22 protein-coding genes are annotated in these 23997 nt (G+C 72.0%); 14 read left to right on the forward strand and 8 right to left on the reverse strand.

The window, feature by feature from the left end; all coding sequences use genetic code 11:
• The first annotated feature begins 96 nt into the window (after nucleotides 1-96).
• The 4 genes from Val02_RS09200 to Val02_RS09215 all read left to right on the forward strand — a co-directional run bounded on the left by Val02_RS09200 (nucleotide 97) and on the right by Val02_RS09215 (nucleotide 3879).
• Complete coding sequence (locus tag Val02_RS09200; RefSeq protein ID WP_203898513.1) at nucleotides 97-684, forward strand: DUF1707 SHOCT-like domain-containing protein; 588 nt, start codon at nucleotides 97-99, stop codon at nucleotides 682-684.
• 6 nt (nucleotides 685-690) lie between these two features.
• The gene (locus tag Val02_RS09205; protein WP_203898514.1) at nucleotides 691-1299 is read left to right on the forward strand and encodes a hypothetical protein; all 609 of its coding nucleotides are present in this window, start codon (nucleotides 691-693) and stop codon (nucleotides 1297-1299) included.
• A gap of 136 nt (nucleotides 1300-1435) precedes the next feature.
• Entirely contained in the window at nucleotides 1436-2989 is a 1554-nt protein-coding gene (locus Val02_RS09210) for an amino acid permease (protein ID WP_203898515.1), read from the forward strand.
• Nucleotides 2986-3879: a universal stress protein gene (locus tag Val02_RS09215; protein WP_203898516.1), complete on the forward strand. Its 894-nt coding sequence runs from the start codon at nucleotides 2986-2988 to the stop codon at nucleotides 3877-3879. The genes Val02_RS09210 and Val02_RS09215 overlap by 4 nt, the downstream gene beginning before the upstream one ends.
• Here the strand turns inward: Val02_RS09215 and Val02_RS09220 are convergent, their stop codons facing one another.
• The gene (locus Val02_RS09220) at nucleotides 3880-5088 is read right to left on the reverse strand and encodes an ABC transporter substrate-binding protein (protein ID WP_203898517.1); all 1209 of its coding nucleotides are present in this window, start codon (nucleotides 5086-5088) and stop codon (nucleotides 3880-3882) included.
• Nucleotides 5085-6047 (reverse strand): GlnX family signal transduction membrane protein, encoded by a 963-nt coding sequence (locus tag Val02_RS09225; protein ID WP_203898518.1) that lies wholly within the window; start codon nucleotides 6045-6047, stop codon nucleotides 5085-5087. The genes Val02_RS09220 and Val02_RS09225 overlap by 4 nt, the downstream gene beginning before the upstream one ends.
• 282 nt (nucleotides 6048-6329) lie before the next feature.
• On the opposite strand from Val02_RS09225, the gene tuf reads away from it, so the two are divergent.
• Together tuf and Val02_RS09235 are read left to right on the forward strand one after the other, a co-directional pair.
• Nucleotides 6330-7520, forward strand: coding sequence for an elongation factor Tu (tuf, locus tag Val02_RS09230; RefSeq protein WP_203898519.1), 1191 nt, complete (start codon nucleotides 6330-6332; stop codon nucleotides 7518-7520).
• Nucleotides 7521-7533: 13 nt separating this feature from the next.
• Entirely contained in the window at nucleotides 7534-7926 is a 393-nt protein-coding gene (locus tag Val02_RS09235) for a cupin domain-containing protein (protein ID WP_203898520.1), read from the forward strand.
• Here Val02_RS09235 and Val02_RS09240 read toward each other — a convergent pair.
• On the reverse strand, nucleotides 7905-9116 hold the full coding sequence (locus tag Val02_RS09240) for a D-alanyl-D-alanine carboxypeptidase family protein (RefSeq protein ID WP_203898521.1): 1212 nt from the start codon (nucleotides 9114-9116) through the stop codon (nucleotides 7905-7907). The genes Val02_RS09235 and Val02_RS09240 overlap by 22 nt on opposite strands.
• Nucleotides 9117-9147: 31 nt before the next feature.
• Nucleotides 9148-12174 (reverse strand): putative bifunctional diguanylate cyclase/phosphodiesterase, encoded by a 3027-nt coding sequence (locus Val02_RS09245; RefSeq protein WP_203898522.1) that lies wholly within the window; start codon nucleotides 12172-12174, stop codon nucleotides 9148-9150.
• Nucleotides 12175-12454: 280 nt separating this feature from the next.
• Between Val02_RS09245 and Val02_RS09250 the strand changes: the two genes are divergently transcribed.
• Entirely contained in the window at nucleotides 12455-13717 is a 1263-nt protein-coding gene (locus Val02_RS09250) for an aminotransferase class I/II-fold pyridoxal phosphate-dependent enzyme (RefSeq protein WP_203898523.1), read from the forward strand.
• On the opposite strand, the gene Val02_RS09255 is transcribed toward Val02_RS09250, so the two are convergent.
• Nucleotides 13701-14186, reverse strand: a complete 486-nt coding sequence (locus Val02_RS09255; protein ID WP_203898524.1) for a GNAT family N-acetyltransferase — start codon at nucleotides 14184-14186, stop codon at nucleotides 13701-13703. The two genes, Val02_RS09250 and Val02_RS09255, sit on opposite strands and share 17 nt — an antisense overlap.
• A 69-nt stretch (nucleotides 14187-14255) precedes the next feature.
• Here Val02_RS09255 and Val02_RS09260 point away from each other — a divergent pair, with 69 nt between their 5' ends.
• The 5 genes from Val02_RS09260 (at nucleotide 14256) to Val02_RS09280 (ending at nucleotide 19136) form a co-directional block, all read left to right on the forward strand.
• Nucleotides 14256-15548 carry a GAF domain-containing protein gene (locus tag Val02_RS09260; RefSeq protein ID WP_203898525.1) on the forward strand — a complete coding sequence of 431 codons (1293 nt, stop codon included), beginning with the start codon at nucleotides 14256-14258 and terminating at the stop codon, nucleotides 15546-15548.
• An 11-nt stretch (nucleotides 15549-15559) separates the two neighbouring features.
• A complete protein-coding gene (gene exaC / locus Val02_RS09265; protein ID WP_203898526.1) occupies nucleotides 15560-17083 on the forward strand; it encodes an acetaldehyde dehydrogenase ExaC in 1524 nt (507 codons plus the stop codon).
• Nucleotides 17084-17085: 2 nt separating this feature from the next.
• Nucleotides 17086-17460 carry a DUF779 domain-containing protein gene (locus Val02_RS09270; protein WP_203898527.1) on the forward strand — a complete coding sequence of 125 codons (375 nt, stop codon included), beginning with the start codon at nucleotides 17086-17088 and terminating at the stop codon, nucleotides 17458-17460.
• Nucleotides 17461-17504: 44 nt separating this feature from the next.
• The gene (locus tag Val02_RS09275; RefSeq protein ID WP_239152621.1) at nucleotides 17505-17840 is read left to right on the forward strand and encodes a YciI family protein; all 336 of its coding nucleotides are present in this window, start codon (nucleotides 17505-17507) and stop codon (nucleotides 17838-17840) included.
• 90 nt (nucleotides 17841-17930) lie between these two features.
• Nucleotides 17931-19136 carry a L,D-transpeptidase gene (locus Val02_RS09280; RefSeq protein WP_203898529.1) on the forward strand — a complete coding sequence of 402 codons (1206 nt, stop codon included), beginning with the start codon at nucleotides 17931-17933 and terminating at the stop codon, nucleotides 19134-19136.
• Here Val02_RS09280 and Val02_RS09285 read toward each other — a convergent pair.
• The 3 genes from Val02_RS09285 to Val02_RS09295 are packed head-to-tail and all read right to left on the reverse strand — an operon-like array spanning nucleotide 19125 to nucleotide 22199.
• On the reverse strand, nucleotides 19125-19616 hold the full coding sequence (locus Val02_RS09285; protein ID WP_203898530.1) for a GbsR/MarR family transcriptional regulator: 492 nt from the start codon (nucleotides 19614-19616) through the stop codon (nucleotides 19125-19127). The two genes, Val02_RS09280 and Val02_RS09285, sit on opposite strands and share 12 nt — an antisense overlap.
• Nucleotides 19617-19635: 19 nt before the next feature.
• Nucleotides 19636-21306, reverse strand: coding sequence for an ABC transporter permease (locus Val02_RS09290; protein WP_203898531.1), 1671 nt, complete (start codon nucleotides 21304-21306; stop codon nucleotides 19636-19638).
• Complete coding sequence (locus Val02_RS09295; protein WP_203898532.1) at nucleotides 21303-22199, reverse strand: ABC transporter ATP-binding protein; 897 nt, start codon at nucleotides 22197-22199, stop codon at nucleotides 21303-21305. Before Val02_RS09295 ends, Val02_RS09290 begins: the two co-directional genes overlap by 4 nt.
• 207 nt (nucleotides 22200-22406) lie before the next feature.
• On the opposite strand from Val02_RS09295, the gene Val02_RS09300 reads away from it, so the two are divergent.
• Complete coding sequence (locus Val02_RS09300) at nucleotides 22407-22967, forward strand: dihydrofolate reductase family protein (RefSeq protein ID WP_203898533.1); 561 nt, start codon at nucleotides 22407-22409, stop codon at nucleotides 22965-22967.
• Between the two features lie 117 nt (nucleotides 22968-23084).
• Nucleotides 23085-23981: a hypothetical protein gene (locus tag Val02_RS09305; protein ID WP_203898534.1), complete on the forward strand. Its 897-nt coding sequence runs from the start codon at nucleotides 23085-23087 to the stop codon at nucleotides 23979-23981.
• The last annotated feature ends 16 nt before the right edge of the window (nucleotides 23982-23997 follow it).

The raw sequence follows: 23997 nt of genomic DNA on the forward strand, positions 1-23997 counted from the left end.
CGAGCATCGCCGTGATCACGTTGCGTGCGAATCCGTAGTTCTACGTAGCGCGCCTGGGCGTTCCGGTGCGGCGGGTTGACCCGTAGAGTCGGGGGCGTGAGTGGTGACGTCGTTCCGGACCGGCGTGTCCTGCGCATGTCGCACGCCGACCGCGAGCTCGTGGTGGCCCGGCTCAACAACGCGCTGAGCGAGGGCCGGCTGGAGCTGGCGGAGTTCGAGGAGCGGCTCGACGGGCTGATGAAGGCGCGCACCTACGGCGAGGCCGAGGCGCTCCTGGCCGACCTGCCCGACACGTCGATGCCCACGCTCGCCGTGCGCGACACGATCGAGCTGCGCAGCCACGCGGGCAACATCAAGCGCGACGGGCGCTGGGCCGTGCCGCGCCGCATCGAGGTCCGCAGCGTCGCCGGCAGCGTCAAGCTCGACATGCGCACCGCGATCTTCACGCACCAGTTCGTCGAGATCGACCTCGCCGCCCAGGCGGGCACGGTGGTCGTGGTGCTGCCCCCGGGGGCCACGGCCGACATCGACGCCGTCGGCGCCTCGGCCGGCACGGCGAAGTCCACGGTGCCGCCCACGCCGGAGCCGGGCGGCTATGCGCCGCACCTCGTGTTCACGGGCAGCGTGGCCGCCGGCACGTTGGTCGTCCGCTACGAGCGACGGTTCTGGCGCTGGACCTGGTAGTGCCGCGTGGGAGTGGTGCGGGCGCGGACGCTGACCGAGGCGTACATGTACCTGGAGCTCGTCGTCGAGGGCGAGCGGCCGATCGACCACGCCCGACTGGTGCGACTGTCCACACGCGACGGTGAACGCGTCGTCCGCGTCGACGGGCCGCACGGCGGCCGGCACTACCAGTTCACGATCGTGGTGGCGGCGCCCCCGCCCGGTGAGCAGATCCGCGGGATCGGGTACGTCGGGCACGACTCCGAGCCGTCCACGCTCATCGATCCGGGCGGCTGGCGGATGATCGAACTCTGGTCCGGCCCGCCCGCCGAGGCGGCGCTGCGCGCGTCGACCGCACCGCCGCCGCCGATCGACGGGGCCTCGGTGATCGCCTCGGACGACCCCGACCGGTACACCCGCACGGGCGACGGCCTGCTGACGGCGCTGGCGGCGCTCGGCGAGATCGCGAAGTTCATCCCGGCGGGGGAGTCCGCGGTGCCGGCCGCCGCGTTCTTCACGCCTTCCGGGCGGGAACTGCTGCGCCGGGAGCCGGAGGCGTTCCGCAGCGCCCGGATCGAGCACGAACGGGTCCGCTACCGCGCCCTGCTCGACCAGCTGGTCGCCCGCCACGCCTAGGCCCGATCGTCGGCCGAATCGTGATCTGCGCATAAGTAGCTCGATCGACTGATATCTCTTACGCTGAATCACTCCGGTGCGTGAGCGGACCCCTACCCTCCGGTGGTGCCGCCCGCCGCGCGAAGGGTGGTGGAAAATGGCCAAACCAGGGATCTTCGCGATTCGCGACGTCGCGTCACTGGTGACGGAGACACGCGAGTCCGGCCACGAGCTCAAGCGGGCCGTCGGCGCGACCCACCTGACGGCGATGGGTGTCGGCGCCATCATCGGCACCGGAATCTTCGTGGTGATCGGCGAGGGGGCCGCGCTGGCCGGCCCGGCCGTGATCCTGTCGTTCGTCCTCGCGGCGGTCGCCTGCACCTTCTCGGCGCTCTCCTACGCGGAACTGTCGGCCGCGATCCCGGTCTCCGGCAGCGCCTACACGTACGCCTACGCCACCCTGGGCGAGATCGTCGCCTGGATCATCGGCTGGGACCTGATCCTCGAGTACGGCGTGTCGGTGGCCGCCATCGCGGTCGGCTGGGGCGGCAACCTGAACGTCTTCCTCGACGCCGCGTTCGGGATCTCGCTGCCCGAGGCCATCTCCGCCCCACCGGAGAAGGGCGGTGTGGTCAACCTGCCGGCCGTCTTCATCGTGCTGGCCATCACGGCACTGCTGGTGCGCGGCGTGCGCGAGAGCGCGCGGGCCAACCTCGTCATGGTCGGCGTGAAGCTGGTCGCCCTGCTGTTCTTCATCGTGATCGCGTTCTCGAACTTCAGCACGGGCAACTTCACGCCGTTCACCCCGGAGGGCAGCGGCAGCGTCACCACGGCCGCCGCGATCATCTTCTTCGCCTACATCGGGTTCGACGCCGTCTCCACCGGCAGCGAGGAGGCTCGCAACCCGGCCAAGGACCTGCCGTTGGCGATCATCGGCTCGCTGGTCATCTGCACCGTCTTCTACGTGCTGACCGCCGTCGGGGCGTTCGGGATCGCCAGCCGGGAGCAGTTGCAGGACAGCGAGGCCCCGCTGGCCACCGCCCTGAACGACGGCGCCGGCATCTCGTGGGCCGCCTGGGTGCTCGCCCTCGGCGCGCTCGTGGCGATCACCAGCGTGGTGCTCGTGATCCTGTACGGGCAGACCCGCATCTTCTTCGCGATGTGCCGCGACGGCCTCATGCCCGCCCGCCTCGCGACCGTGAACCCGCGCTTCGGCACGCCCGCCCGGCTCACCATCGGGCTCGGCGTGGTCATCTCGATCCTGGCCGCGCTGGTGCCGCTCAACGAGATCGTGCAGCTGGTCAACATCGGCACGCTCTTCGCGTTCATCCTGGTGAACGTCGGGGTGATCGTGCTGCGCCGGACCCGTCCGGAGATGCCGCGGCCGTACAAGGTGCCGCTGTCACCGGTGTTCCCGCTGCTGGGCATCGCGTTCGCGGTGTGGCTGATGAAGGACCTGCCGCTGGGCACGTGGATCCGGTTCGTGGCGTGGCTGGCGCTCGGCATGATCATCTATGCGGCGTACGGCTACCGGAACTCCCGCCTGCGGCGCGGCGAGGCCCCGCCCGCCGACCTCTCCCTGGCGGCCGGCGACGCACCCGCCACCGGCGACGCACCCGCCGGCGGGGCCGCCCCGACCGCGGCGGACGCCGGCACGGCACCCCCGCCGGAACGGCGGCCGGACGGGCAGACCCCGGAGCGTGCGCCGTGACCGCTGGGGGCCGCCCCGTGATCGTCGGCTTCGACGCCGGTCCCTCCGGGGCGGACGCGCTCGCGCTCGGCCGGCGGCTCCGGGCGGTCCTCGGCTGCCGGCTCGTCGTCGCCGTGGTGCGCCCCGCGGCGGCGGCCATCAGCCCGGCGCGCGTCGACGCCGAGTGGGTCGCCGACCGGCACCGCGTGGCGACCCAGATGCTCGACGGCGCCCGTCGCCTGCTGAACGGCGTCGACCCCGACCTGCCCGTCGACTACCGCGTCGTGGCCTCCTCCTCGGCGGCGCACGGGCTGCACGACCTCGCCGACGAGGTGGGCGCGGCGGCCATCGTGGTGGGCTCGCGCACCGAGGCGCCGCACGCCAGACTCTTCGCGGGCAGCACCGCGGAACGCCTCCTCGCCGGCAGTTCCTGTCCGGTGGCGGTGGCCCCGTCGGGGCTGCGCGGGTGGCCCTCCGGCGGCGTCACGCGGATCGGCGTGGCCTACATCGACACGGCGGAGGCGCGGGCGGCGCTGGAGTTCGCGGCGGGGGTGGCCGCCCGGGTGCGGGCGCACCTGCACCTGTACACGGTCGTCGCGGACCAGGCCGAGGTGTGGCCGGCCGGCGTGGGCCGGGACGCCGAACGCGCCTTCCTCAACACCGCCCGCGACGAGTACCAGCGGGCGTTGGACTCGGCCGTCGCCGGCCTCCCCGAGGGGGTGCACGCCACCACGCACCTGCGCACGGGGCATGCCGTCGACGTCCTCTCCGACCTGGGGCCGGACGAGATCGACATCCTGTGCTGCGGCTCCCGCGGCTACGGCCCGGTGCGCCGCGTCATGCTCGGCGGCGTCTCCTCCCGCCTGGTCCGCCGCGCGAGAACCCCACTGATCGTGGTCCCCCGGGCATAGCTACGAACACGCGTCGCGCAGCCAGTCCGCGGGCGGGACCGAACGCCGCACCTCCTCCACCCGACCGAGGATCCCGTCGAGCGCCTCCGCCCGCGGATCCGCGAGAAACTCCAGCACCGCCGTGGCGAACGCCGTCCCGACGGCCTGCGGCATGAAGTCCGAGCCGTCGAGGCAGCGGGAGCTGCCGGCCAACCGGTTCGCGACCAGGAGACCGATGTCGTCGCCCCGGTAGGCGGCCGCGCGGTCCAGATCCGTTCGGGGGGAGAAGAAGCCGCCGCCGGCCCGCCCGGTCCACTCCTGCTGCCCCTGCCGGGACGCCAGGAACGCCAGCAGCCGCCGCGCCGCCGGCCGGTCGTGGAAGAGGCCGGCGACATCCACGGAGACGGCGGAGTTGTCGCCCGGGAACGGATGCACGCCCCACCCCTGCGGCCGCAGGAACGACGCCTGGTGCTCCATCGCGCAGGGCGTCGGTGGGTGCTCGTTCCAGGCGGTGAGCAGCATCGTGCGGGACTGCGTGAGCATGCCGGAGGTCTCCAGCAGCCGGTGCCAGGCGAGCCAGGCGCCGCGCACCTCGGCGGAGGTCCACGCCAGGTCGCCGCGCGCCCAGCGTTCGTAGGCGTCGGCGCCGTACAGGTGCAGCAGGATGTCCTCGATCCAGTCGGTGCCGGGCCATCCCGACTCGGCGCCGCTCTTCACGCCGATGCACCACGGGACGACGCCGCCCCTGGCGCGGACCTGCTGACCGCGTTCGACCAGATCGGCGAAGGAGGTGAACGGCGCCGCGGCGGCGGTCCCGACCGTGCGGTCGTACCAGACCAGGCTCTTGAGGTCCGTCTTGACGACGACCCCGTACGGCCGCGCCGGGTCGTCGAGCGCCAGATACTGCCTCTCCTGAACGCCCGGATCGCGCGGCAGCCGCGCCAACCGGCCGGCGCGGGCGTAGCGGGCCAGCTCGGCCGGGCTGGACAGAACGGCCACGTCGGGCGCGCTGCCGGCGAGGTCGGACAGCCGCAGGATGGCGTTGACGGTGCGCACCCCGCGATAGCGCACCTCGATCCCGGTGTCGCGGGTGAACCGGTCCAGGGTGGCCAGGAACGCCTTTCCCTCCTTGCCGCCCGGGTCCCACGGCCCCAGCACCGTGACGGTCTCCTCGGCGGCCACCCCGCAGGAGGTCACCAGCAGAAGAACGACCAGCAGCATCCGTCTCATGCGCCACCCCCGTACTCGTCGATCCGCCGCTGCACCCCGACCGCGATCAGCGCGACCAGGACGACGGCCAGCCCGACCAGCAGGTACGGCAGCGAGTGCCCGTCGGCGGCCCGTGCGGCGTCGGCCACGAGCGCGGCGCTCGGCGGTGGCGGCGGTGTGTTCCCGGGGCCCACGAGTGGGGTGAGCCCCCGGGTGGCCCGCCGGAAGTCGTCCGCGGCGCCCCACCACGGCTGCGCGATCCCCACCGCCATGACCGCCAGGCCCACGGTCGCCGCCGCGAGCGGAACGTTGAGCCGCCGCCGGAACCGGGACGCCAGATACCGCTGCGTCAGCACCAGCAGCGCCAGGCACACCAGCACCGGCACGATCCACAGCAGCGCGGTCGCCGGCTGCCGCCACCCGGAGGTCCGCTGCGCCCGCAGATCGGCCCGCACCGCGCCCCGGAACTCCGCCAGTTCGACCAGCACCGAGCCGTCCAGCAGGTCGTGCGCGTAGCGCAGGTGCGCCTCGGCGAGCAGCGGCTGGCCGCGTCCGATCGCCACGCCGGCCTGTTCGAGCAGCGCCAGGTACCGGATCAGCAGCCCCTGCACCACCTGCAGCAGCTGCCGGTCGGCGTCGTCGGAGGCCGGCCGCTGCGCCAGAACGCCCAACCGCTGCACCGCGTCCGCGACGACCGCGTGGTGCTCGCCGCCGGCCAGCACGCCCGGGCACGCGCCGCAGTCGGTGAACCGCCCGTCGAGGTCGCGCAGCTGCGTCCACACGGCCGAGACGGCGCCGGTGGTCGGGACGACGTCCTCGTCGACGGCGCGGGCGGTCGACTGCGCGCCGAGGAACGTGGTCAGTCCGCCGGCCAGCGCCACCACGACCAGGACGACGAGCGCGGTGCGCAGCCGGCGCAGCGCGTGCGGGGTGGAGTCGGCGGCGGTCAGCCGATGAGTGACCGTGACCGATGGATGCACGGTGGGTAGCGTATCGAAATCGGTCGCGGAGGGGTCCCCGTCTCCGTATGGTGCTTCGCATGCGCACGGCGTTTCTGATCGACCTGGCGGGGCTCATCCCGTCGGGCGGGTCCGCCTGTGCGCGTCGCCTGGATACGCGACCCTGACCCTTCTCCCGCTCCAGCAGGACCCAAGGAGAAGGGTGGCTCGCACGCGTGGTTCTGGCGCGTGGCCGCCTCCCTCGGCAGCGGCTTGCGCGTAACACCGGTCCGCCGAACAGGTCCCTCCACTTAGGACAGACCAATGGCAAAGAGTGAGTTCATCCGGAACAAACCCCATCTCAACATCGGCACGATGGGGCACGTCGACCACGGCAAGACCACGCTGACGGCCGCGATCACCAAGATCCTGGCCGACCGCGACCCGGTCGGGAACACGTTCGTCTCCTTCGACGGGATCGACCGCGCGCCGGAGGAGATCCAGCGCGGCATCACCATCAACATCGCCCACGTCGAGTACGAGACGGCCACCCGCCACTACGCGCACGTGGACATGCCCGGCCACGCCGACTACGTGAAGAACATGATCACCGGCGCGGCGCAGGTCGACGGCGCGATCCTCGTGGTCTCGGCGCTCGACGGCGCGATGCCGCAGACCCGCGAGCACGTGCTGCTGGCCCGCCGGGTGGGCGTGCCGTACCTGGTCGTCGCGATGAACAAGGCGGACGCCGCGGAGGACCCGGAGCTGCTCGACCTCATCGAGCTGGAGGTGCGCGAACTCCTGACCGAGTACGGCTTCCCGGGCGACGAGGTGCCGGTGGTGCGGGTCTCCGCGCTCAAGGCCCTCGCCGGCGAGCCGCGGTGGGAACAGTCCATTGTGGACCTGCTCGACGCCGTCGACTCGTACGTGCCGGTGCCGCCGCGCATTCTCGACCGGCCGTTCCTCATGCCGATCGAGAACGTGCTGACGATCACCGGCCGCGGCACCGTGGTCACCGGGGCGGTCGAGCAGGGCCGCCTGCACGTCGGCGACGCGGTCGAGGTGGTCGGGCTCGGGCCGACGCTGGCCACGGTGGCCACCGGGCTGGAGACGTTCGGCCGCACGCTGCCGACCGCCGAGGCGGGCGACAACGCGGCGATCCTGCTCCGCGGCGTGCGTCGCGAACAGGTGCAGCGCGGCCAGGTCGTCGCGGTGCCGGGCAGCGTCGCCGGGCACACCCGGTTCCGGGCGCGGCTGTACGCGCTCACGTCGGCCGAGGGCGGGCGGCACACGCCCTTCTTCGGCAACTACCGGCCGCAGTTCTACTTCCGCACGACCGACGTGCCGGGCGCGGTGGAGCTGAGCGAGGGGGTGTCGATGGTCGTTCCGGGGGACACCGTGGACCTGTCGGTGTCGCTGGGCAAGCCGGTGGCCATGCACGCCGGTCTCGGGTTCGCCGTCCGCGAGGGCGGCCGCACCGTCGCCGCCGGCACGGTCGCGGAGATTCTCGAATAGTTAGAGTCGGCCGGTGCTCGAGATCTTCGAACTGGCCGACACCGGGGACGCTCGGGGAAGCAGTTTCGGCCCACCGCCGGACTTCTTCGCCGAGCGTTTCCCGCTGGGCGACCTGCACCTCACGACCGTGCTCCCCGGCGCCGTCCGGGGCAACCATTTCCATCTGGAACGCCATGAGCTCCTCACGGTCCTGTCGACCGGCCCCTGGTCGCTGCACTGGGACGAGGGCGAGGGCACGGCGGTGCACACGCGTGCGTTCGGCCCCGGGGCGGTGCTGATCCGGGTGCCGCTGCGCGCCTCGCACGCGGTGCGCAACGACGGCACGACGCCGTTGCAGGTGATCGGGATGACCGACGGCCCGTTCGATCCCGCGCGCCCGGACGCCTATCCGCGGGACGTCGTCTGAACGCGTCGGCGGATCACCAGGGCGCCGGTGATCACCATCGCCAGCCCGGCCAGGAGCACCGACCAGCGGGCCCAGCTCCTCGAGGCGCCGGTGGACGGCTCGGCGGTCGCCGACCCCACTCCCGAGCGCGCCTGCGGGGAGGGGGACGGCGGGGGAGCCATCTCCTCCGGTGTCACGAGATGTCCCACACGCGCCGTGGCCGGCTGGGCGAACCCCCAGTCCAGCAACGAGATCGCCTGCTTCCACGTGCGCCCCGGCACGATCTCGGCGCCCATGAGCGTCACGACGAGCCGCCGCCCGTCGCGCTGCGCGGCGCCCACGTACGTGTGCCGCGCCTCGTCGGTGAACCCGGTCTTGCCGCCCATCGCACCGGGATAGTTGACCAGCAGCTGGTTCTCGTTCTGGATCTGGAACCCGGTCGGATCCTTGGGCGGCTGTGCCGGCCACTGCATCCGGTCGAGCGTGTCGTAGCGGACGAAGTCCTCCCGCGCGAAGTCGGCCCGGGCGATCAGCGCCAGGTCGTAGGCGCTCGACGCCTGGTCCGGCGCGTCGTAGCCGTGCGGGTTGGCCGCGTGCGTGTCGAGCGCACCGAGCCGTTTGGCCTCGGCGTTCATCCGCTCGACGGTGGCCGCGACGCCGCCCGCGCCGCCGGCGACCCGCGCGAGGGCGTTGGCGGCGTCGTTGCCGGACTGCAGCAGCAGCCCGTACCAGAGCGTCGACACCGGGTACTTGCCGCCGACGACCAGGCCGACCGCCGAACCGTCCTTCAGGTCCCGCACGTCCTCCTCGGTGGCCTCGACGACGAGGTTCGGGTCCAGCAGCGGCAGCGCCGCGGCGGCGAGGAGCAGCTTCTGCGTGCTGGCCGGCCGGCGCCGCACGTGCGGCCCGCAGGCCCCGACGACGGCGCCGCTGTCGAGGTCGGCGACGATCCACGTCACGGCGGAGAGCGTGGGCGGCGTCGGCGCACCGTCGGCCACGACCAGACCGGTGGTGCCGAGCTTCTCCCCGCCCACGGGCTTCGCCGTCTGCGCGGGCGGAACGGCCGGCGTCGGCGGGATCGACGGGATGCTGGCGTACGGGCACGGCGTGACCGGTGCCGGCGAGTCGGGTGCGGCGATCGCGCCGGCCGGGAGCAGCGGCGACGTGGCCAGGGCGGCGCAGAGCACCACGACCGCCGACGATGTCCCCATGGCGCGAGGGTAACCCGACCGCCGCGCGGGCTCAGGCCGCGGAGACGACCGGCCGGAGCGCCTGGAGGTGCTCGCGCACCTGCTGGTGCGGCATCGGCCGGGCGAACAGGAACCCCTGCCCGTAGCGGCACCCGCCCTCCAGCAGCAGCCGCTGGTCGGTCGCCGTCTCGATGCCCTCGGCCACCACGTCCAGGTGCAGCGTGCTGGCCAGCTGGATGATGCCGCGCACCAGGTCGAGCTGCTGCTGTGACGTGCTGATCGTGTCCACGAACGACTTGTCCAGCTTCAACGTGTCGACCGGCACCCGGTGCAGGTAGCTCAGCGACGAGTAGCCGGTGCCGAAGTCGTCGATGGAGACGTGGATCCCGGCGTTGCGCAGCGCCGCGATGTCCTCGTTGATCGACTCGTGGTCGCCGAGCAGCAGGCTCTCGGTGATCTCCAGCGTGAGCCGCTCGGCCGGCAGCCCGAACTCCTCCAGCACGTCGAAGACCTGCGTCACGAACCCGGTGGAGCGGAACTGGCGCACCGACACGTTCACGCTGACGTACGGCGCGTCCGCCCCGAACTCCCGCACCCACCCGGCGGCGTCGGCGACGGACTGGCGCAGCACCCACGCGCCCAGCGGCACGATCAGCCCGCACTCCTCGGCCACCTGGATGAACTGCAGCGGCGGCACCATCCCGCGCCCCGGGTGCTGCCAGCGCACCAGCGCCTCGACCCCGCGCACCCGCCCGGTGGCCAGGTCGACGATCGGCTGGTAGTGCAGGATGAAGTCCCCGTCGGCGATGGCCTGGTCCAGTTCGGTGCGCAGCTGCATGCGTTCGAGGACCTGCTCGTGCAGCGACGCCTCGTACCGCCGCCACCGCGCCTTGCCGCCGCTCTTGGCCGTGCCGAGGGCGACGTCGGCCTGGCTGACCAGCGACTGCGCGTCGTCGATGTCGGCGCCGGTGGCCACGCCGATGCTGAGGTGGGCGGTGACCACGCTCCCGCTGACCGTGAACGGCGCCGTGAACGCCGAGACGATCTCCTCGGTGATGTGTTCGACCTCGGTGGTGTCGGTGGCACCGTGCACCACCACCCCGAACTCGTCCGCGCCCAGGCGGGAGACGGAGCCGCGGTCGCCGAGCGCGTCGGCGAGCCGGCGGCTCACGGCGATCAGCAGCTCGTCGCCGACGTCGTGGCCCATGCTGTCGTTCACCACGCGGAAGTCGTCGATGTTGATCAGCAGGACGCCGGCGGTGGTGCCCTCGCGGGCGGCGTCGGTGGCGACCTCGGCGACGGTGTCGTGGAACTTCAGCCGGTTGCCGAGCCCGGTGAGCGGGTCGAGGTAGGCGCGGCGCAGGAGTTCCTGCTCCAGGCGGGCGCGCTCGGTGACGTCGCGCATGGTGAGCACGAGGCCCTCGACGGTGGGCTCGTGGCGCAGGTCGCGCACGGTCACCTCGACCTCGATCGCGGAACCGTCGGCGTGCGCCACGGTCCAGTGTTCGACCTCGTTGGGCCCGTGCAGGTGGGTGCGCACCACGTCCAGGGCCTGCTCGACGTCGTGCCGGCCGGCGACGGCCACGAGGTCGATCAGGTCGGCGCCGACCGGGTTCTCCAGGCCGAACAGCGGCTGCGCGGACGGGCTCGCGTACGTGATCCGGTTGTTGTCGTCGACGATGAGGATGATGTCGGCGGCGTTGAGGATCAGCGTGCGGAAGTAGGTCTCGCTGTTGCGCCTGCCGATCTCGCGGTTCAGGGCGAACTGGTCGAGCATGCTGGCCGCCTGGCCGGCGAGCACCGGCACGGACTCCTGCAGTCCGACGAGCGCGGTCTCGTCCGCGGCGACGAAGAGATCCCCGCGGCGGGTGGTGCCGACGGAGAGCGGGCAGTGCAGGACCAGCTCGAACCCGGCCAGCGTGGCGGCGAGCTCGGCCGGGAGTTCGCCGATGTCGCGCAGGTCGACGGTGGTGGCCGCCGCCGGCTCGGGGCTCGCCGCCTCGTGGCCCTCGTCGACGGCGAGCACGACGAGGTGGTCGGTGCCGGGTGGGAGCAACCGCGCGATGGCCTCGTGCACGACGGTGGTGACCTGTTCGCGGTCGGTGGTCGACAGCAGCGCCTCGCACGCGCGGCGCAGCTCCCGTTCGCGGCCCATGCTGCGGCGCAGCCCGGCGGTGACGACCGACATGCGGGCGATGGCGAGCAGGACCAGGACGGCGGAGGCGATCGCGATGACGACGCCGTCGCGGACCGGCCCCTGGACGGACTGGAAGAACAGGATCGTCGGCGCGATGAGGGACGCGACGCCGAGCACGACGCGGCGGGCGTCGAGCTGGTGCCGGGTGATGACGCGCGGCTGGGTCAGCGCGGTCATCGACGGGTGCAGCACGGCGAGCCCGCCGAAGAGGTAGAACAGGATCCAGCAGAAGTCGGCGATGCCGCCGAGCTGGAAGTCGCCGTTGAGCTGGCTGTAGGAGTACACCGCGTCGGCGGCGGCCAGGCACGTGCCGCTGGCCAGCATGAACGCGGCGCTGGTGCTGCGGGCGGCGCCGAAGGCGATGCGGGCCATCAGGGCGAGCGTCAGCACGTCGAAGATCGGGTAGGCGGCCGAGACGGCCTTCTCGCCCATGTTCAGCGCGGGGTCCGCGAACTTCGGCCCGATGAGGAACACCCAGGCGAGCAGCAGCGCACCGGCGGCGAGCATGAGCGAGTCGAGCATCACCGCACGGTCCCGGCTGACCGCGCCGGAACGGGCGAGCAGGAGGAAGCCGAGCAGCAGCATCGGCTGGTTGACACCGATCATGATGACGTCGGCGATCGACGGGGGCGAGTTGTCGCCCAGCTCCTTGAGCGCGATCGCGACCACGCTGCCCACGGCGAAGAAGAACGTCCCGCCCCAGAGCAGCAGCCAGGGGAGCTTGCGGCGGGGCCGGTTGCGCCGCAGGCCGATGAAGTAGGCGACGCTGTTGCCGAGGACGATGCCGATGAAGGCGACCCCGCGCCACGCCGGTACCCCGGCGTAGAAGGCGGTCAGGAGCGCCGTCCAGCCGGCCAGGATCCACAGAGCCCGCCTCGACATCGGTACCTCCTCACCGGCCGGTCTCCCGTCTGTCGGCGGGTGGGCATCCGTATCTGAGTGGTTCTTGCGCGAGACTTGAGCGGATCTTACGTTTCCCCTGGCCGTCGGACCAGGGAGTGCTCGCCGCCGGTTTGGAACATTTCCAGATGCGATATGTGACCGCCGGAGTGTGACCTGTGCCACCGCCCGGACACGTAAGGCGTGCCTAACGTGTGGTTCTGCCGTCCCACCTGATCGACGCCCTTGAGAACGCCGTTTCCGGTGCCGAATACTTGGTTCTGTGATCGAACCGCGGGTACCCGGCGACGACACGGTGGTGCCCGAGCGGTACGTCGGCATCTCCGACCTTTACGACGCCGGCCTCTACGATCAGGTCATCGAGGAGGTCGACGGCCGGCGGATCCGGATCGGTGACCGGTGGCTGGTCGACTTCGCCTCGTGCAACTACCTCGGCCTCGACCTCGACCCGGCGGTGCAGGACGCGATCGGCGAGCAGGTGCGCCGCTGGGGCACCCATCCGAGCTGGTCGCGGATGCTCGGCAACCCGCGCCTCTACCCGATGATCGAGGAACGCCTCACCGAGCTGCTCGGCGCGCCGGACACGTTGGTCCTGCCCACGATCAGCCAGACCCACATGGCGGCCATCCCGCTGCTGGCCGAGGGCGGTCAGATCTTCCTCGACTCGCGCGCGCACCGCACGATCTACGACGGCTGCGTGCACGCCCGCGGGCTCGGCGCGACGTTCACCCGCTTCCGGGTCGACGACCCCGGACGCCTCGCCGCACTGCTGCGCGCCGCGCCGCCCCGGCAGCGGAAGCTGGTCTGCGTCGACGGCGTCAACAGCATGACCGGCAACCCGCCGGACGTTCCCACGCTGGCCGCCCTGTGCCGGGAGTACGACGCGCTGCTCTACATCGACGACGCGCACGGGTTCGGGGTGCTGGGGGAGCGGCGGCCCGACGAGTCCTCGCCGTACGGCTCGCGCGGCAACGCCGTGGTGCGCCACACCGGCGAGTCGTACGAGAACATCGTCCTGGTCGGCGGCTTCTCGAAGGCCTACTCCTCGATGCTGGCGTTCGTGGCGTGCACGCCGGCGATCAAGCGGCATCTGAAGGTCAACACCGCGACGTACAGCTTCTCCGGTCCGGTGCCGGTCGCCTCCCTCGCGACGGTGCTCGCCGGCCTCGACGTCAACGCCGCCCGGGGCGACGAACTCCGCGCCGACATCTGGCGCAAGACGCGCCGGCTGCTGGAGCACGTGCGCCGGTTGGGCGTGCACACGCCGAACGTCAGCGGGTTCCCCCTGGTGGAGCTGCCGCTGCGGGACCCGGCCGAACTGCACGCGGTCGGCCGCACGCTCCTGGACCGGGGTGTCTACACCACCCTGGCGCCCTACCCGGGCGTGCCGCGTGACGAGGTCGGGATCCGGATCCAGGTGACGGCCGCCAACACCGATGACGAGCTGGACCTGCTGATCGAGACGCTGACCATGCTGGCGAACGCCGATCCGGGCCTGCCGCACCGGTTCAGGTCAACCGTATGACCCAGTGCCGGCAGCGCAGCGGCCGTCCCGAGTAGTCGAGGTCGTGCTCGCCGAGCGGGGTGAAGCCGAGCTGCCGGGCGACGGCGTTCGAGGCCGCGTTCGTCACCGCCGGGAAGACGTGGATCTCCGAGACCCGGCCCTCGTCCCGGGTCACGTCGAAGAGGGCCGCCATGCCGCGGTACGCCATCCCCTTTCCCTGGAACGGCGGCAGCAGCATCAGCCCGGCCTCGTGGATCGTGCTCCCCGCCCACTGCGTCGCCCACAGGCCCACGATGCCGGCGTCCTCCCCGGTGTCGGCCACGATGCGGTAGTAGCGGTCGCCGCCGGCCATGCCGGCGAGGCGGTGCGCGTGGGTCTCGGCGATGCCCTCGGCGGAGACCGGCCCGCCCAGTTGGCCCATCACGGCGGGGTCGCTCTCCAGCGCCGCGGTGAGGGGCAGGTCGGCGTTCGTGTAGGGGACGAGTCGCACGCGCCGCACGGTAGCAATGTGGGGTTTCGCCCGGTAGCAATGTGGGGTGAGGTGCGTCACGATGGCTCCGTGGCCAACCCGTGGCTCGCCCTGCCCGCCGGCGCCGATCCGTTCACCCGGATCAGCGAGGTGGGGCGCGCGCACGAACGCTTCGTCGAGGGCGCCGCGGTGGGGCCACCCGTGCGCGAGGTCGTGGCCGACTCGTGGCGCCGCACGGCCCGGGCGCGGTTCGGGCCGGACGACATGGCGCCGATCGACCTCTCCGACGACGCGCTGGAGGAGTACCGGGCCGCCCATCCGCTCGCGCGGGTGCTTCCCCTGTTCCGCGAACTCCTCGGCGACCTCGCCCACGACGGCGACCACCTGATGGCGGTCTGCGACGCGCACGGGCGCCTGCTCTGGGTCGACGGGCACCCGCGGGTGCTGCGCCGCGCCGAGCGGATGAACTTCGTGGCCGGCGCCCGCTGGGACGAGGCGCACGCCGGCACCAACGCCCCCGGCACGGCCATCGCCGTCGACCACCCCGTGCAGATCTTCGCGACCGAGCACTTCAGCCGCCAGGTGCAGCCCTGGACGTGTGCCGCCGCCCCGATCCACGACCCGGCGACGGGGCGCGTGCTCGGCGCGATCGACGTGACCGGCGGCGACCATCTGGCCAACCCCCACAGCCTGGCGCTGGTGCAGGCGACGGCGCGCGCCGCCGAGGCGCATCTGGCCGCCGCCGGGCCGCCCGGCGGGCACACGGTGGCCGCACTCGGCCGCGACGAGGTGGTGCTGACGGTCGGTGGCCGCCGCACCCGCCTGGGCCGCCGCCACAGCGAACTGCTCGTGCTGCTGCTGTGCCACCCGGAGGGGCGCACCGGCGACCAGCTCGCCGTCGGCCTGCACGGCGACGACATGTCCTACTCCCCGGTGACCCTGCGCGCGGAGCTGTCGCGGCTGCGCCGCACGCTCGGGCCGGAGCTGCTGGAGTCCCGCCCGTACCGGCTGCGCCTGGCGGTGGAGGCGGACTTCCTGACCGTTCCGCGCCTGCTGGACCGGGGCCTGGTCGCCGCCGCGCTGGACGCCTACGCCGGCCCGCTGCTGCCCGGTTCGGACGCGCCGGGCGTGGTGCGGCTGCGCACCCTGCTGGACGGGCAGGTGCGCGCGGCGGTGCTGGCGGCCGGCGACCCGGCCCACCTGGACGCCTGGACCCGCACGCCGACCGGCGCCGACGACGTGGTCGCCTGGGAAGAACTGCTTCGTGCGCTGCCGCTCGGTTCGCCCCGCCGGCCACTGGTGGTCGACCGGCTGATGCGCCTGCACGAGGAGCTCGGCCCCGTGATGCCCCACGCAACGTGGTTGCAACGTCCCGCTAATTAACTTCCCGGGGTATGACGCGCTACACCCCGCCCGGCCAGGACGGCTCCGTCGTCTCCTACGAGTCCCGATACGACCACTGGATCGGCGGCGAGTACGTGCCGCCGCAGCGCGGAAACTACTTCGAGAACCCGTCGCCGGTGAACGGCCGGCCGTTCACCGAGATCGCCCGCGGCACCGCCGAGGACGTCGAACGGGCCCTCGACGCCGCCCACGGCGCGGCGCCGGCCTGGGGCCGCACGTCGGCCGCCGAACGCGCGAACGTCCTCAACAAGATCGCCGACCGGATGGAAGCCAACCTTGAGCTGCTCGCGGTCGCCGAGACCTGGGAGAACGGTAAGCCCGTACGTGAGACGTTGGCCGCTGACATCCCGCTGGCGATCGACCACTTTCGTTACTTTGCCGGAGCGATCCGGGCCCAGGAAGGTTCGCTGAGCGAACTCGACGACGACACCGTCGCGTACCACTTCCACGAGCCGCTGGGCGTCGTCGCCCAGATCATCCCGTGGAACTTCCCGATCCTGATGGCGGTCTGGAAGCTGGCCCCCGCCCTCGCGGCCGGCAACGCGGTGGTGCTGAAGCCCGCCGAGCAGACCCCGGCCTCGATCCACCTGCTGATGAGCCTGATCCACGACCTGCTCCCGCCCGGCGTGGTGAACATCGTCAACGGCTTCGGCGTGGAGGCCGGCAAGCCGCTGGCCAGCAGCGCGCGCGTGGCGAAGGTGGCGTTCACCGGCGAGACCACCACCGGGCGACTGATCATGCAGTACGCCAGCGAGAACATCAAGCCGGTGACGCTGGAGCTGGGCGGCAAGAGCCCGAACATCTTCTTCGACGACGTCAGCGCGAAGGACGACGACTTCTTCGACAAGGCGCTCGAGGGCTTCACGATGTTCGCGCTGAACCAGGGCGAGGTGTGCACCTGCCCGTCCCGGGCGCTGATCCAGCGCGGGCACTACGCCGACTTCCTCGCGGCGGCCGTCAAGCGCACCGAGGCCATCGTTCCCGGGAATCCGCTCGACACCGACACGATGGTCGGCGCGCAGGCGTCGAACGACCAGCTGGAGAAGATCCTCTCCTACCTGGACATCGGCCGGCAGGAGGGCGCGAAGGTGCTCACCGGCGGCCGGCGCGCCGAACTCGGCGGCGACCTGGCGGGCGGCTACTACGTCCAGCCCACGATCTTCGAGGGCGACAACGCGATGCGCATCTTCCAGGAGGAGATCTTCGGCCCGGTCGTCTCGGTGACCTCGTTCAACGACTTCGAGGACGCGATCAAGACGGCGAACGACACCCTGTACGGCCTCGGCGCCGGCGTCTGGACCCGCGACGCCTCCACCGCCTACCGGGCCGGCCGGGCGATCCAGGCCGGCCGCGTCTGGACGAACTGCTACCACCTGTACCCGGCGCACGCGGCGTTCGGCGGCTACAAGCAGTCCGGCATCGGCCGGGAGAACCACAAGATGATGCTGGAGCACTACCAGCAGACCAAGAACCTGCTGGTCAGCTACTCGCCCAAGAAGCTCGGATTCTTCTAGACATGGCTTCCCGGGTTGAACTGACCCCCGCCGCCGCTCAGCTTCTGCGGAAGCTGGGCGGCGACCACGGGTCGCTGATGTTCCACCAATCGGGCGGCTGCTGCGACGGCAGCGCGCCGATGTGCTTCCCGGCGGGGGAGTTCCGCACGGGCGGCTCCGACGTGCTGCTCGCCGAGCTGCCCGTCGAGGGTCTCGACCAGCCGGTGTCGTTCTGGATGTCGACGTCGCAGTTCGAACGCTGGCGCCACACGCACCTCACCGTCGACGTGGTGCAGGGCCGGGGCAGCGGCTTCTCGCTGGAGGCCCCGGAGGGCGTGCGCTTCCTGATCCGTTCCCGCCTGCTGACGGAGGAGGAGAGCGCCGCGCTGGACGGCTGAACGAAATCAGGTCCACGACGTGTGAGGTGACGATGCAGTACGTCATGCTGATCTATCAGGGCCAGGCCGTCGAGCAGCAGGCCGCGCTCCCCGAGGACGAGCAGAAGCGGGTCCACGCGGACTACCGGGCGATCAACCAGATGCCGGGCGTCACCCCGATGCCGCCGCTGGGACTCGCCGAGAACGCCACCACCGTGCGGGTCGAGGGCGGCCACACCCTGATCACCGACGGCCCGTTCGTGGGGACGAAGGAGGCCGTCGGCGGCGTGTTCATCCTGGAGGCCGAGAACCTCGACGCGGCCATCGCGGTGGCCGCCCGCGTCCCGGCGGCCCGCTACGGCGGCGCGGTCGAGATCAGGCCCTCGGAGGTGTATTGGTAACGGCCCTCGGCGAGGCCGGCCGGCGCAACTCTGAGCAATGTTCGCATTCCGCGTTTGTCGATGTGGCGCGATGGGGTAACCATGGCAGGCATGCGTACGGTCACCCCTCGCGCGTTGCTGTCCGCCCTGCTCGTCGTGTCGCTGCTGCTCGCCGGCTGCTCCGACGACAAGAAGGGCAAGTTCAAGGAACCCGGCTCGCCGCAGGGCGGGGGTGGTGAGTCGGCCGCCGCGCTCGCGGTGACGCCGGCCGCCGACGCGACCGACGTCGCCGTCTCCGTCGAGATCGGCTGGCCCCAGGGCGCGACCGCGTCGTCGGTCAAGCTGGTCGACGCGGCGGGCGCCGAGATCCCGGGAGCACTGCGTTCCGACGGAACGTCATGGGTGCCCGCCAACCCGCTGAAGTACACGACGAAGTACACGGCGACCGTCGAGGGCAAGGCCGCCGACGGCAAGGCGGCGAAGGGCACGACGTCGTTCACGACCATGGCCCGCCCGGGCAACCGCATGGGCGCGCAGATCTTCATGGCCGACAACATCACCACCTACGGCCAGGCGATGCCGGTCGTCGTGGAGTTCCGCAACGGCGGGGTGCCCAAGGCGCAGCGGGCCACCGTCGAGAAGCGGCTCTTCGTCACCAGCGACCCGCCGCAGCCCGGCGTCTGGCACTGGGACAGCGACATCCAGGTCGAGTACCGGCCGCAGGAGTACTGGCAGCCCGGCACCAAACTGAACGTCCGCCTCGCGCTCGGCGGGCTGCCGCTGGGCGACGGCCGGTTCGGCGAGACCGACATCACGATCAAGGCGGCCATCGACAAGACCCGCCGCAGCATCGTCGTCGACGACGCCACCAAGACGCTCACCGCGACGCAGGACGGCCAGACCGTGTTCACCGCGCCGGTCAGCCTCGGCAAGCCGGAGAACCCGTCCTTCTCCGGCAAGTTCGTCATCATCGAACGCCTCGAGAAGACCGTCTTCGACTCCGGCACCTACGGCGTCCCGGCCACCTCGCCGGACGGCTACCGCACCGACATCCAGTACGCCGAACGCCTCACCTGGGACGGCCAGTTCATCCACGCCGCCCCGTGGTCGGTCGCCGACCAGGGCAAACGCAACGTCTCGCACGGCTGCGTCAACGTCTCCCTGGACAACGGCAAGAAGATCTACGAGTGGCTGCGCGTCGGCGACCCGGTCGAGGTCAAGGGGACCGGCCGCAAGAACGACAAGGCCGGCAACGGCTGGACCGCGTGGGACATGTCCTGGGAGGAGTTCAAGAAGGGCAGCGCCCTACCGCAGTGAACGGCCCTTCCCGGCCTGCCACTTCTCCAGCACACCGAGCATCTCCTCCTGGATGAACAGGAAGAAGTCGCGCATCTCGCGCAGGCGGTGCGCCGCGTTGCTCTCGTCGTCGCCGACCGCCTGTACGCCCTCCTCCACGATGTCGGCGATGCTGCGGTACATGCCGCTCTTGACCGCGCCGGCGACGTACCACTCGTCGTTGGGCAGGCGGTACAGGTCGCTGCGGGAGTTGGGCACCGGCGACTTCTGCACCAGGCCGGTCGTGATCAGGTAGCGCACCGCGCCGGATACCGCGGCGGGGCTCACCCCCAGGCGCTCGCCGATCTCGCCCGCGGTGAGCCCGTCCTCCTCGGCCGCCATGAGCACACCGAGGACCCGTGCCGCCATGCGGTTGAAGCCCAGGTTCGCGAAGGTCATCGCAAGGTGCTCGACGAACTGGCGGACGGCCTCAGGATCACGGTGGTCCTCGGTGGTACTCATGTTCCCATCCTTCCAGGCGTTACGTGCTCAGGTCCCGTCGGCGGAACGCCACCGCCCCGCCCGCGGCCGACACGACCGCCGCGGCCGTCATCAACACCACCGGGGTCCACGAGACGTCGACGGCGGGCAACGCCGGCACGTGGCTGAACGGCGACAGGTCGCGCACCGCCTGCGGCAGGTCCAGCAGCCCGCCGAAGAGCCCGAAGACCAGGCTCAGCACGAACGCCGTGGAGCCGAGCGCGATCGTGTAGCGGGGCAGCACCCCGAACACCGCCACGACGATGCCGGCGAAGACCAGGGTCGCCGGCCACTGCACCAGCAACGCCGGCACCAGTTCGCCCATGGACTCGCCCAGGTCGCCACTGGCCTTCGACGCGCCCAGCGCCATCGCGGCGCCGCTGGCCAGCAGGATCGCGCCGCTGCCGAGCACCGCGCAGGCGAGGTGGGCGGCGAGCCACCGGTACCGCGCGGTGGCCGTGGCGAGAACGGGTTCCAGGTGGCCGGCGGCCTCCTCGGTGCGCAGCCGCAGCGTGGCCTGCACGACGTACCCCGCGACGATCAGCCCGGTGACCGTCGCCATGCTCGAGTAGAACGCCGTGATCAGGTCGGCGGTGGTGCTGTTGCCGAGCCGGCGGATGAGGTCGTTGGCGTTGGCGTTGTCCTCCATCGCCTCCCGCAGCGCGTCGGTCAGCGTGCCGACGCCGGCCGCGAGCGCGACGATGCCGATCGCCCAGCCGAGCAGGATGCCGCGCTGCAGGCGCCAGGCGAGCCCGACGGGGGAGAGCAGCGCGCGGGGTGCCTTGGCGGGGCCGGGGCGCGACGGCAGCAGCCCCGTGCCCCAGTCGCGGTGTTCGCTGATCGCGAAGGCGGTGCCGGTTCCGATCGCGAACAGTGCGAGCGGCAGGAGGAGCACCCACCAGCGGTTCGCGTCGAACGGGAACGCCTGCTGCGCCCAGCCGATCGGGTTGGTCCACGACGGCCACGCGCTCGTGATGCGGATGCCGTCGGCGTGCACGTCGCCGAGCGCGTCGCCGGCTCCGCGCAGGGCGTACGCGACGCCGATCGCGGCGGCCGCGATGCCGTTGGCGCTGCGCGCCGAGTCGGTCAACTGGGCGGCGAACGCGGCGATGCCGGCGAACGCGATGCCGTTCAGGGCGAGGCCGGTGGCGAAGACGGCCGCACCCTGCGCGTCCTGCCCGTCGCCTGCGAGGACGCCCGTGATGAGCACGCCGAGGAGGGCGTTCGACAGAATGACGACGGTCAACGCGGCGGTGAGGGGCGCGAAACGGCCGACCACGGTGGCGCCGATCATCTCCGCTCTGCCGGTCTCCTCGTTCTGCCGCGTGTGGCGCACGACGGCGAGGGTGCTCATGAACGCCGCCAGCACGCAGAGGAACGCGATCAGCTGGAACGCGTAGAGCTGGCCCTCGCCGGTGCCGGTCGGCGGGCCGCGCAGCACCAGGATGGTGGGGGTGTTCGCGGCGGTCTTCAGCACCGTGGCGCGCTCGGCCTCGGTCGGGTAGGTCTTCGCCAGCGACGCGAGGCTGCTGCTGAGCATGACCGTGATGCCGAGAATCCACACCGGCAGCTGGATCCGGTCCCGGCGCAACGCCAGCCGCACGAGCCGCCAGGTCCCCGTGAACGCGCTCATATCTGTTGCCCGCGCCGCACCGTCCCGCGACGCGCTCATGCCGATACCCGCTCCCGCTCGTAGTGGCGCAGGAAGAGCTCCTCCAGCGACGGGGGTGCGCTGTGCAGCGTCTCGATCCCGAACGGCGTCAGGTGCGCGATCGCGTCACCGAGCGCCGCGGTCTCCACGTCGAACGCGGCGCGATGCCCCTCGACCACGAGGTTGTGCACGCCGGTCAGCGTGTCCAGGCCGACCGGCGGCCGGACCGTCTCGACCTTGACCGAGGTGCGGGTGAGGTGGCGCAGCTGGGCGAGCGTGCCGGACTCGACGGTGCGCCCCTCGCGCACGATGCTCACCCGGTCGCACAGCGCCTCGACCTCCGAGAAGATGTGGCTGGAGAGCAGAACCGTGCGTCCCTGCTCGCGCACCTCGCGCACGCACTCCTGGAAGACCGCCTCCATCAGCGGGTCCAGCCCGGACGTGGGCTCATCCAGGATGTACAGCTCCACGTCCGAGGCGAAGGCCGCCACCACGGCCACCTTCTGGCGGTTGCCCTTGGAGTAGGTGCGGCATTTCTTGGTCGGGTCGAGCTGGAAGCGTTCCAGCAGGTCGGCGCGGCGCTTGGGGTCAAGACCCCCGCGCAGCGCCCCGAAGAGGTCGATGGCCTCGCCGCCGGAGAGGTTGGGCCACAGGCTCACATCCCCGGGAACGTAGGCCAGCCGCCGGTGCAGCCCGACCGCGTCCTTCCAGGGATGGCCGCCGAGCAGGCTGACCTCGCCGGAGTCCGCTCGCAGGAGGCCGAGCAGCACGCGGATGGTGGTGCTCTTTCCGGCGCCGTTGGGCCCGAGGAACCCGTGCACCTCACCGGTGTCGACGGACAGCTCGAGGCCGTCGAGAGCCCGGGTCCGGCCGAACGTCTTCACGAGGCCGGACACCGAGATGGAAGTCGTCATGGGTGGGACGCTACGCCGTTTCACAAAATTGTGAAGTGTCTGAAGCTAAAGAATCTTGTGGCCGGGCGCACAGGGTGCCCCTACCGAAGCGCCACCATGGACGCGCACATCCGCATCGAACCGTGGACCGACATGTCGGGTCGCCGGCTCCGACGGCTGGAACCCGATCCACTGATTTCTGTCGTACCCGGGTGCAATGGTGGGGCGGTGACGAGGACGCAGTACTACACCGCCACCACCGTCGACGGGTACATCGCCACCGAGGACAACTCCCTCCGGTGGCTCTTCGAGGTCGAGGGCGCCGACGGCGAGGCGAGCGAGGGCTTCGGCCCGTTCTTCTCGCAGGTCGGCGCCTTCGCGATGGGCGCCACGACGTACGAGTGGGTGCGCGAGCACGAGAGCGCCGTGATGTGGCGGGACGCGTACGGGGACACGCCCTGCTGGGTGTTCACCACGCGGGACCTGCCGTCGATCGAGGGTGCCAACCTGCACTTCGTGCGCGGCGACGTGCGGCCGGTGCACCGGACGATGGCCGAGGCCGCCGGGGGCCGCAACATCTGGCTCGTCGGCGGGGGCGAGCTGGTGGGCGCGTTCGCCGACGCGGGACTGCTCGACGAACTGATCCTCAGCGTGGCGCCGGTGACGCTGGGCGCCGGTGCGCCGCTGCTCCCACGGGTGCTCACGTCGAAGCGGCTGCGGCTGACGTCGGTGCGGCAGTCGGGTCAGTTCGCCAGCCTGACCTACGAGGTGGGCCCGCCTGCGGAATGATCGTCAGGTGTGAGGCGGCTCCTCGCCGCCGCGCGTCGGGCGGCTGACCCCGCGATGATCGCGACTTTCTACGGAAACCCGTCTCCTGGTGACACCTTTCCGTGAAAGGTAACGATCATGAGGTGGCGGCTCGGCCTCGCGGCCCTGGCCCTCTGCGCGGCGGTGGTGATGATCGCCCTGTCCCGTGTGGCTGACGGGGATCCGCCCGCGGTCGAGGTGGTCGGTGTGCGGGACGACGGCGCCGCGCACGCGGTGGTCGTGATCCACGCCGCCGCCAGCCTCACCGAGTGGCGGGTCACCGACGACGGCCACCTCGCGGACGAGCCGGAGCCGCGCGGCGTCACCGCGACGTCGGCCGGGCTGTGCCGCCCACCGACCTGCGCGCCGGTCGTCCCCGACGGGCCGGCCGCCGACGCGCCCCGCTGCGCCGGTTCCGACTGTTACCGCGTGGTGCCGGGCCGGCTGGCCGTCGAGCACAGCGGTGGGGGCGGGTGGGTCGTCGCGTGGTCGGTCGGCGGCGCGGCGTACCGCGCACTGGCGCGGGAGTACGCGGACCTCGGCGACCCGGCCGTGCACCTGGCCGCGTTGTCGCTGGTGGTGCGACCGGTCACGGGCGGGCACGTGGTGTTCGTGGCCGCCGGTCGGGACGGCGTGGTGTACCGCGACGCGCGGGGGCGGTGGGAGCGCCTCGGCATCCCGGCCGGCGGCGAGGGCTACTACTGGGCGCAGCCGCCGCGCCTGATCACGGATCCGCCGCCGACCGACCCGCGCCCGTACGTGGCGGCGGTGGTGTTCGGGCTGGTGTGGGCGTTCGCGGGACTGCGCCGGGCGAGACGGGTGCGGCCGCGGCCGCACTTCGGGTGGAAGGTGCTGGTGATCGCGACGGCAGCGGCGGGGCTCGCCGGCGCGGCGGCCGGGATGCCCCCGGTCGGTACGTTGCCGGGCGCGTTCTACGCGGCGCTGGCGATCTTCGCGGTCCTGACGGTGGCGGCGGCCCTCATCTGGCGCGAATGACCTGCGAGATCGGCGT

The sequence above is a fragment of the Virgisporangium aliadipatigenens genome, assembly GCF_016863615.1.
Taxonomy (GTDB): Bacteria; Actinomycetota; Actinomycetes; order Mycobacteriales; family Micromonosporaceae; genus Virgisporangium; species Virgisporangium aliadipatigenens.

Coding starts and splice junctions, on each gene's coding strand:
- Val02_RS09210 (WP_203898515.1), top strand. CDS start 1,436: ATGGCCAAACCAGGGATCTTCGCGATTCGCGACGTCGCGTCACTGGTG.
- Val02_RS09220 (WP_203898517.1), bottom strand. CDS start 5,088: ATGAGACGGATGCTGCTGGTCGTTCTTCTGCTGGTGACCTCCTGCGGG.
- tuf (WP_203898519.1), top strand. CDS start 6,330: ATGGCAAAGAGTGAGTTCATCCGGAACAAACCCCATCTCAACATCGGC.
- Val02_RS09240 (WP_203898521.1), bottom strand. CDS start 9,116: ATGGGGACATCGTCGGCGGTCGTGGTGCTCTGCGCCGCCCTGGCCACG.
- Val02_RS09245 (WP_203898522.1), bottom strand. CDS start 12,174: ATGTCGAGGCGGGCTCTGTGGATCCTGGCCGGCTGGACGGCGCTCCTG.
- exaC (WP_203898526.1), top strand. CDS start 15,560: ATGACGCGCTACACCCCGCCCGGCCAGGACGGCTCCGTCGTCTCCTAC.
- Val02_RS09270 (WP_203898527.1), top strand. CDS start 17,086: ATGGCTTCCCGGGTTGAACTGACCCCCGCCGCCGCTCAGCTTCTGCGG.
- Val02_RS09275 (WP_239152621.1), top strand. CDS start 17,505: ATGCTGATCTATCAGGGCCAGGCCGTCGAGCAGCAGGCCGCGCTCCCC.
- Val02_RS09280 (WP_203898529.1), top strand. CDS start 17,931: ATGCGTACGGTCACCCCTCGCGCGTTGCTGTCCGCCCTGCTCGTCGTG.
- Val02_RS09285 (WP_203898530.1), bottom strand. CDS start 19,616: ATGAGTACCACCGAGGACCACCGTGATCCTGAGGCCGTCCGCCAGTTC.
- Val02_RS09290 (WP_203898531.1), bottom strand. CDS start 21,306: ATGAGCGCGTCGCGGGACGGTGCGGCGCGGGCAACAGATATGAGCGCG.
- Val02_RS09295 (WP_203898532.1), bottom strand. CDS start 22,199: ATGACGACTTCCATCTCGGTGTCCGGCCTCGTGAAGACGTTCGGCCGG.
- Val02_RS09305 (WP_203898534.1), top strand. CDS start 23,085: ATGAGGTGGCGGCTCGGCCTCGCGGCCCTGGCCCTCTGCGCGGCGGTG.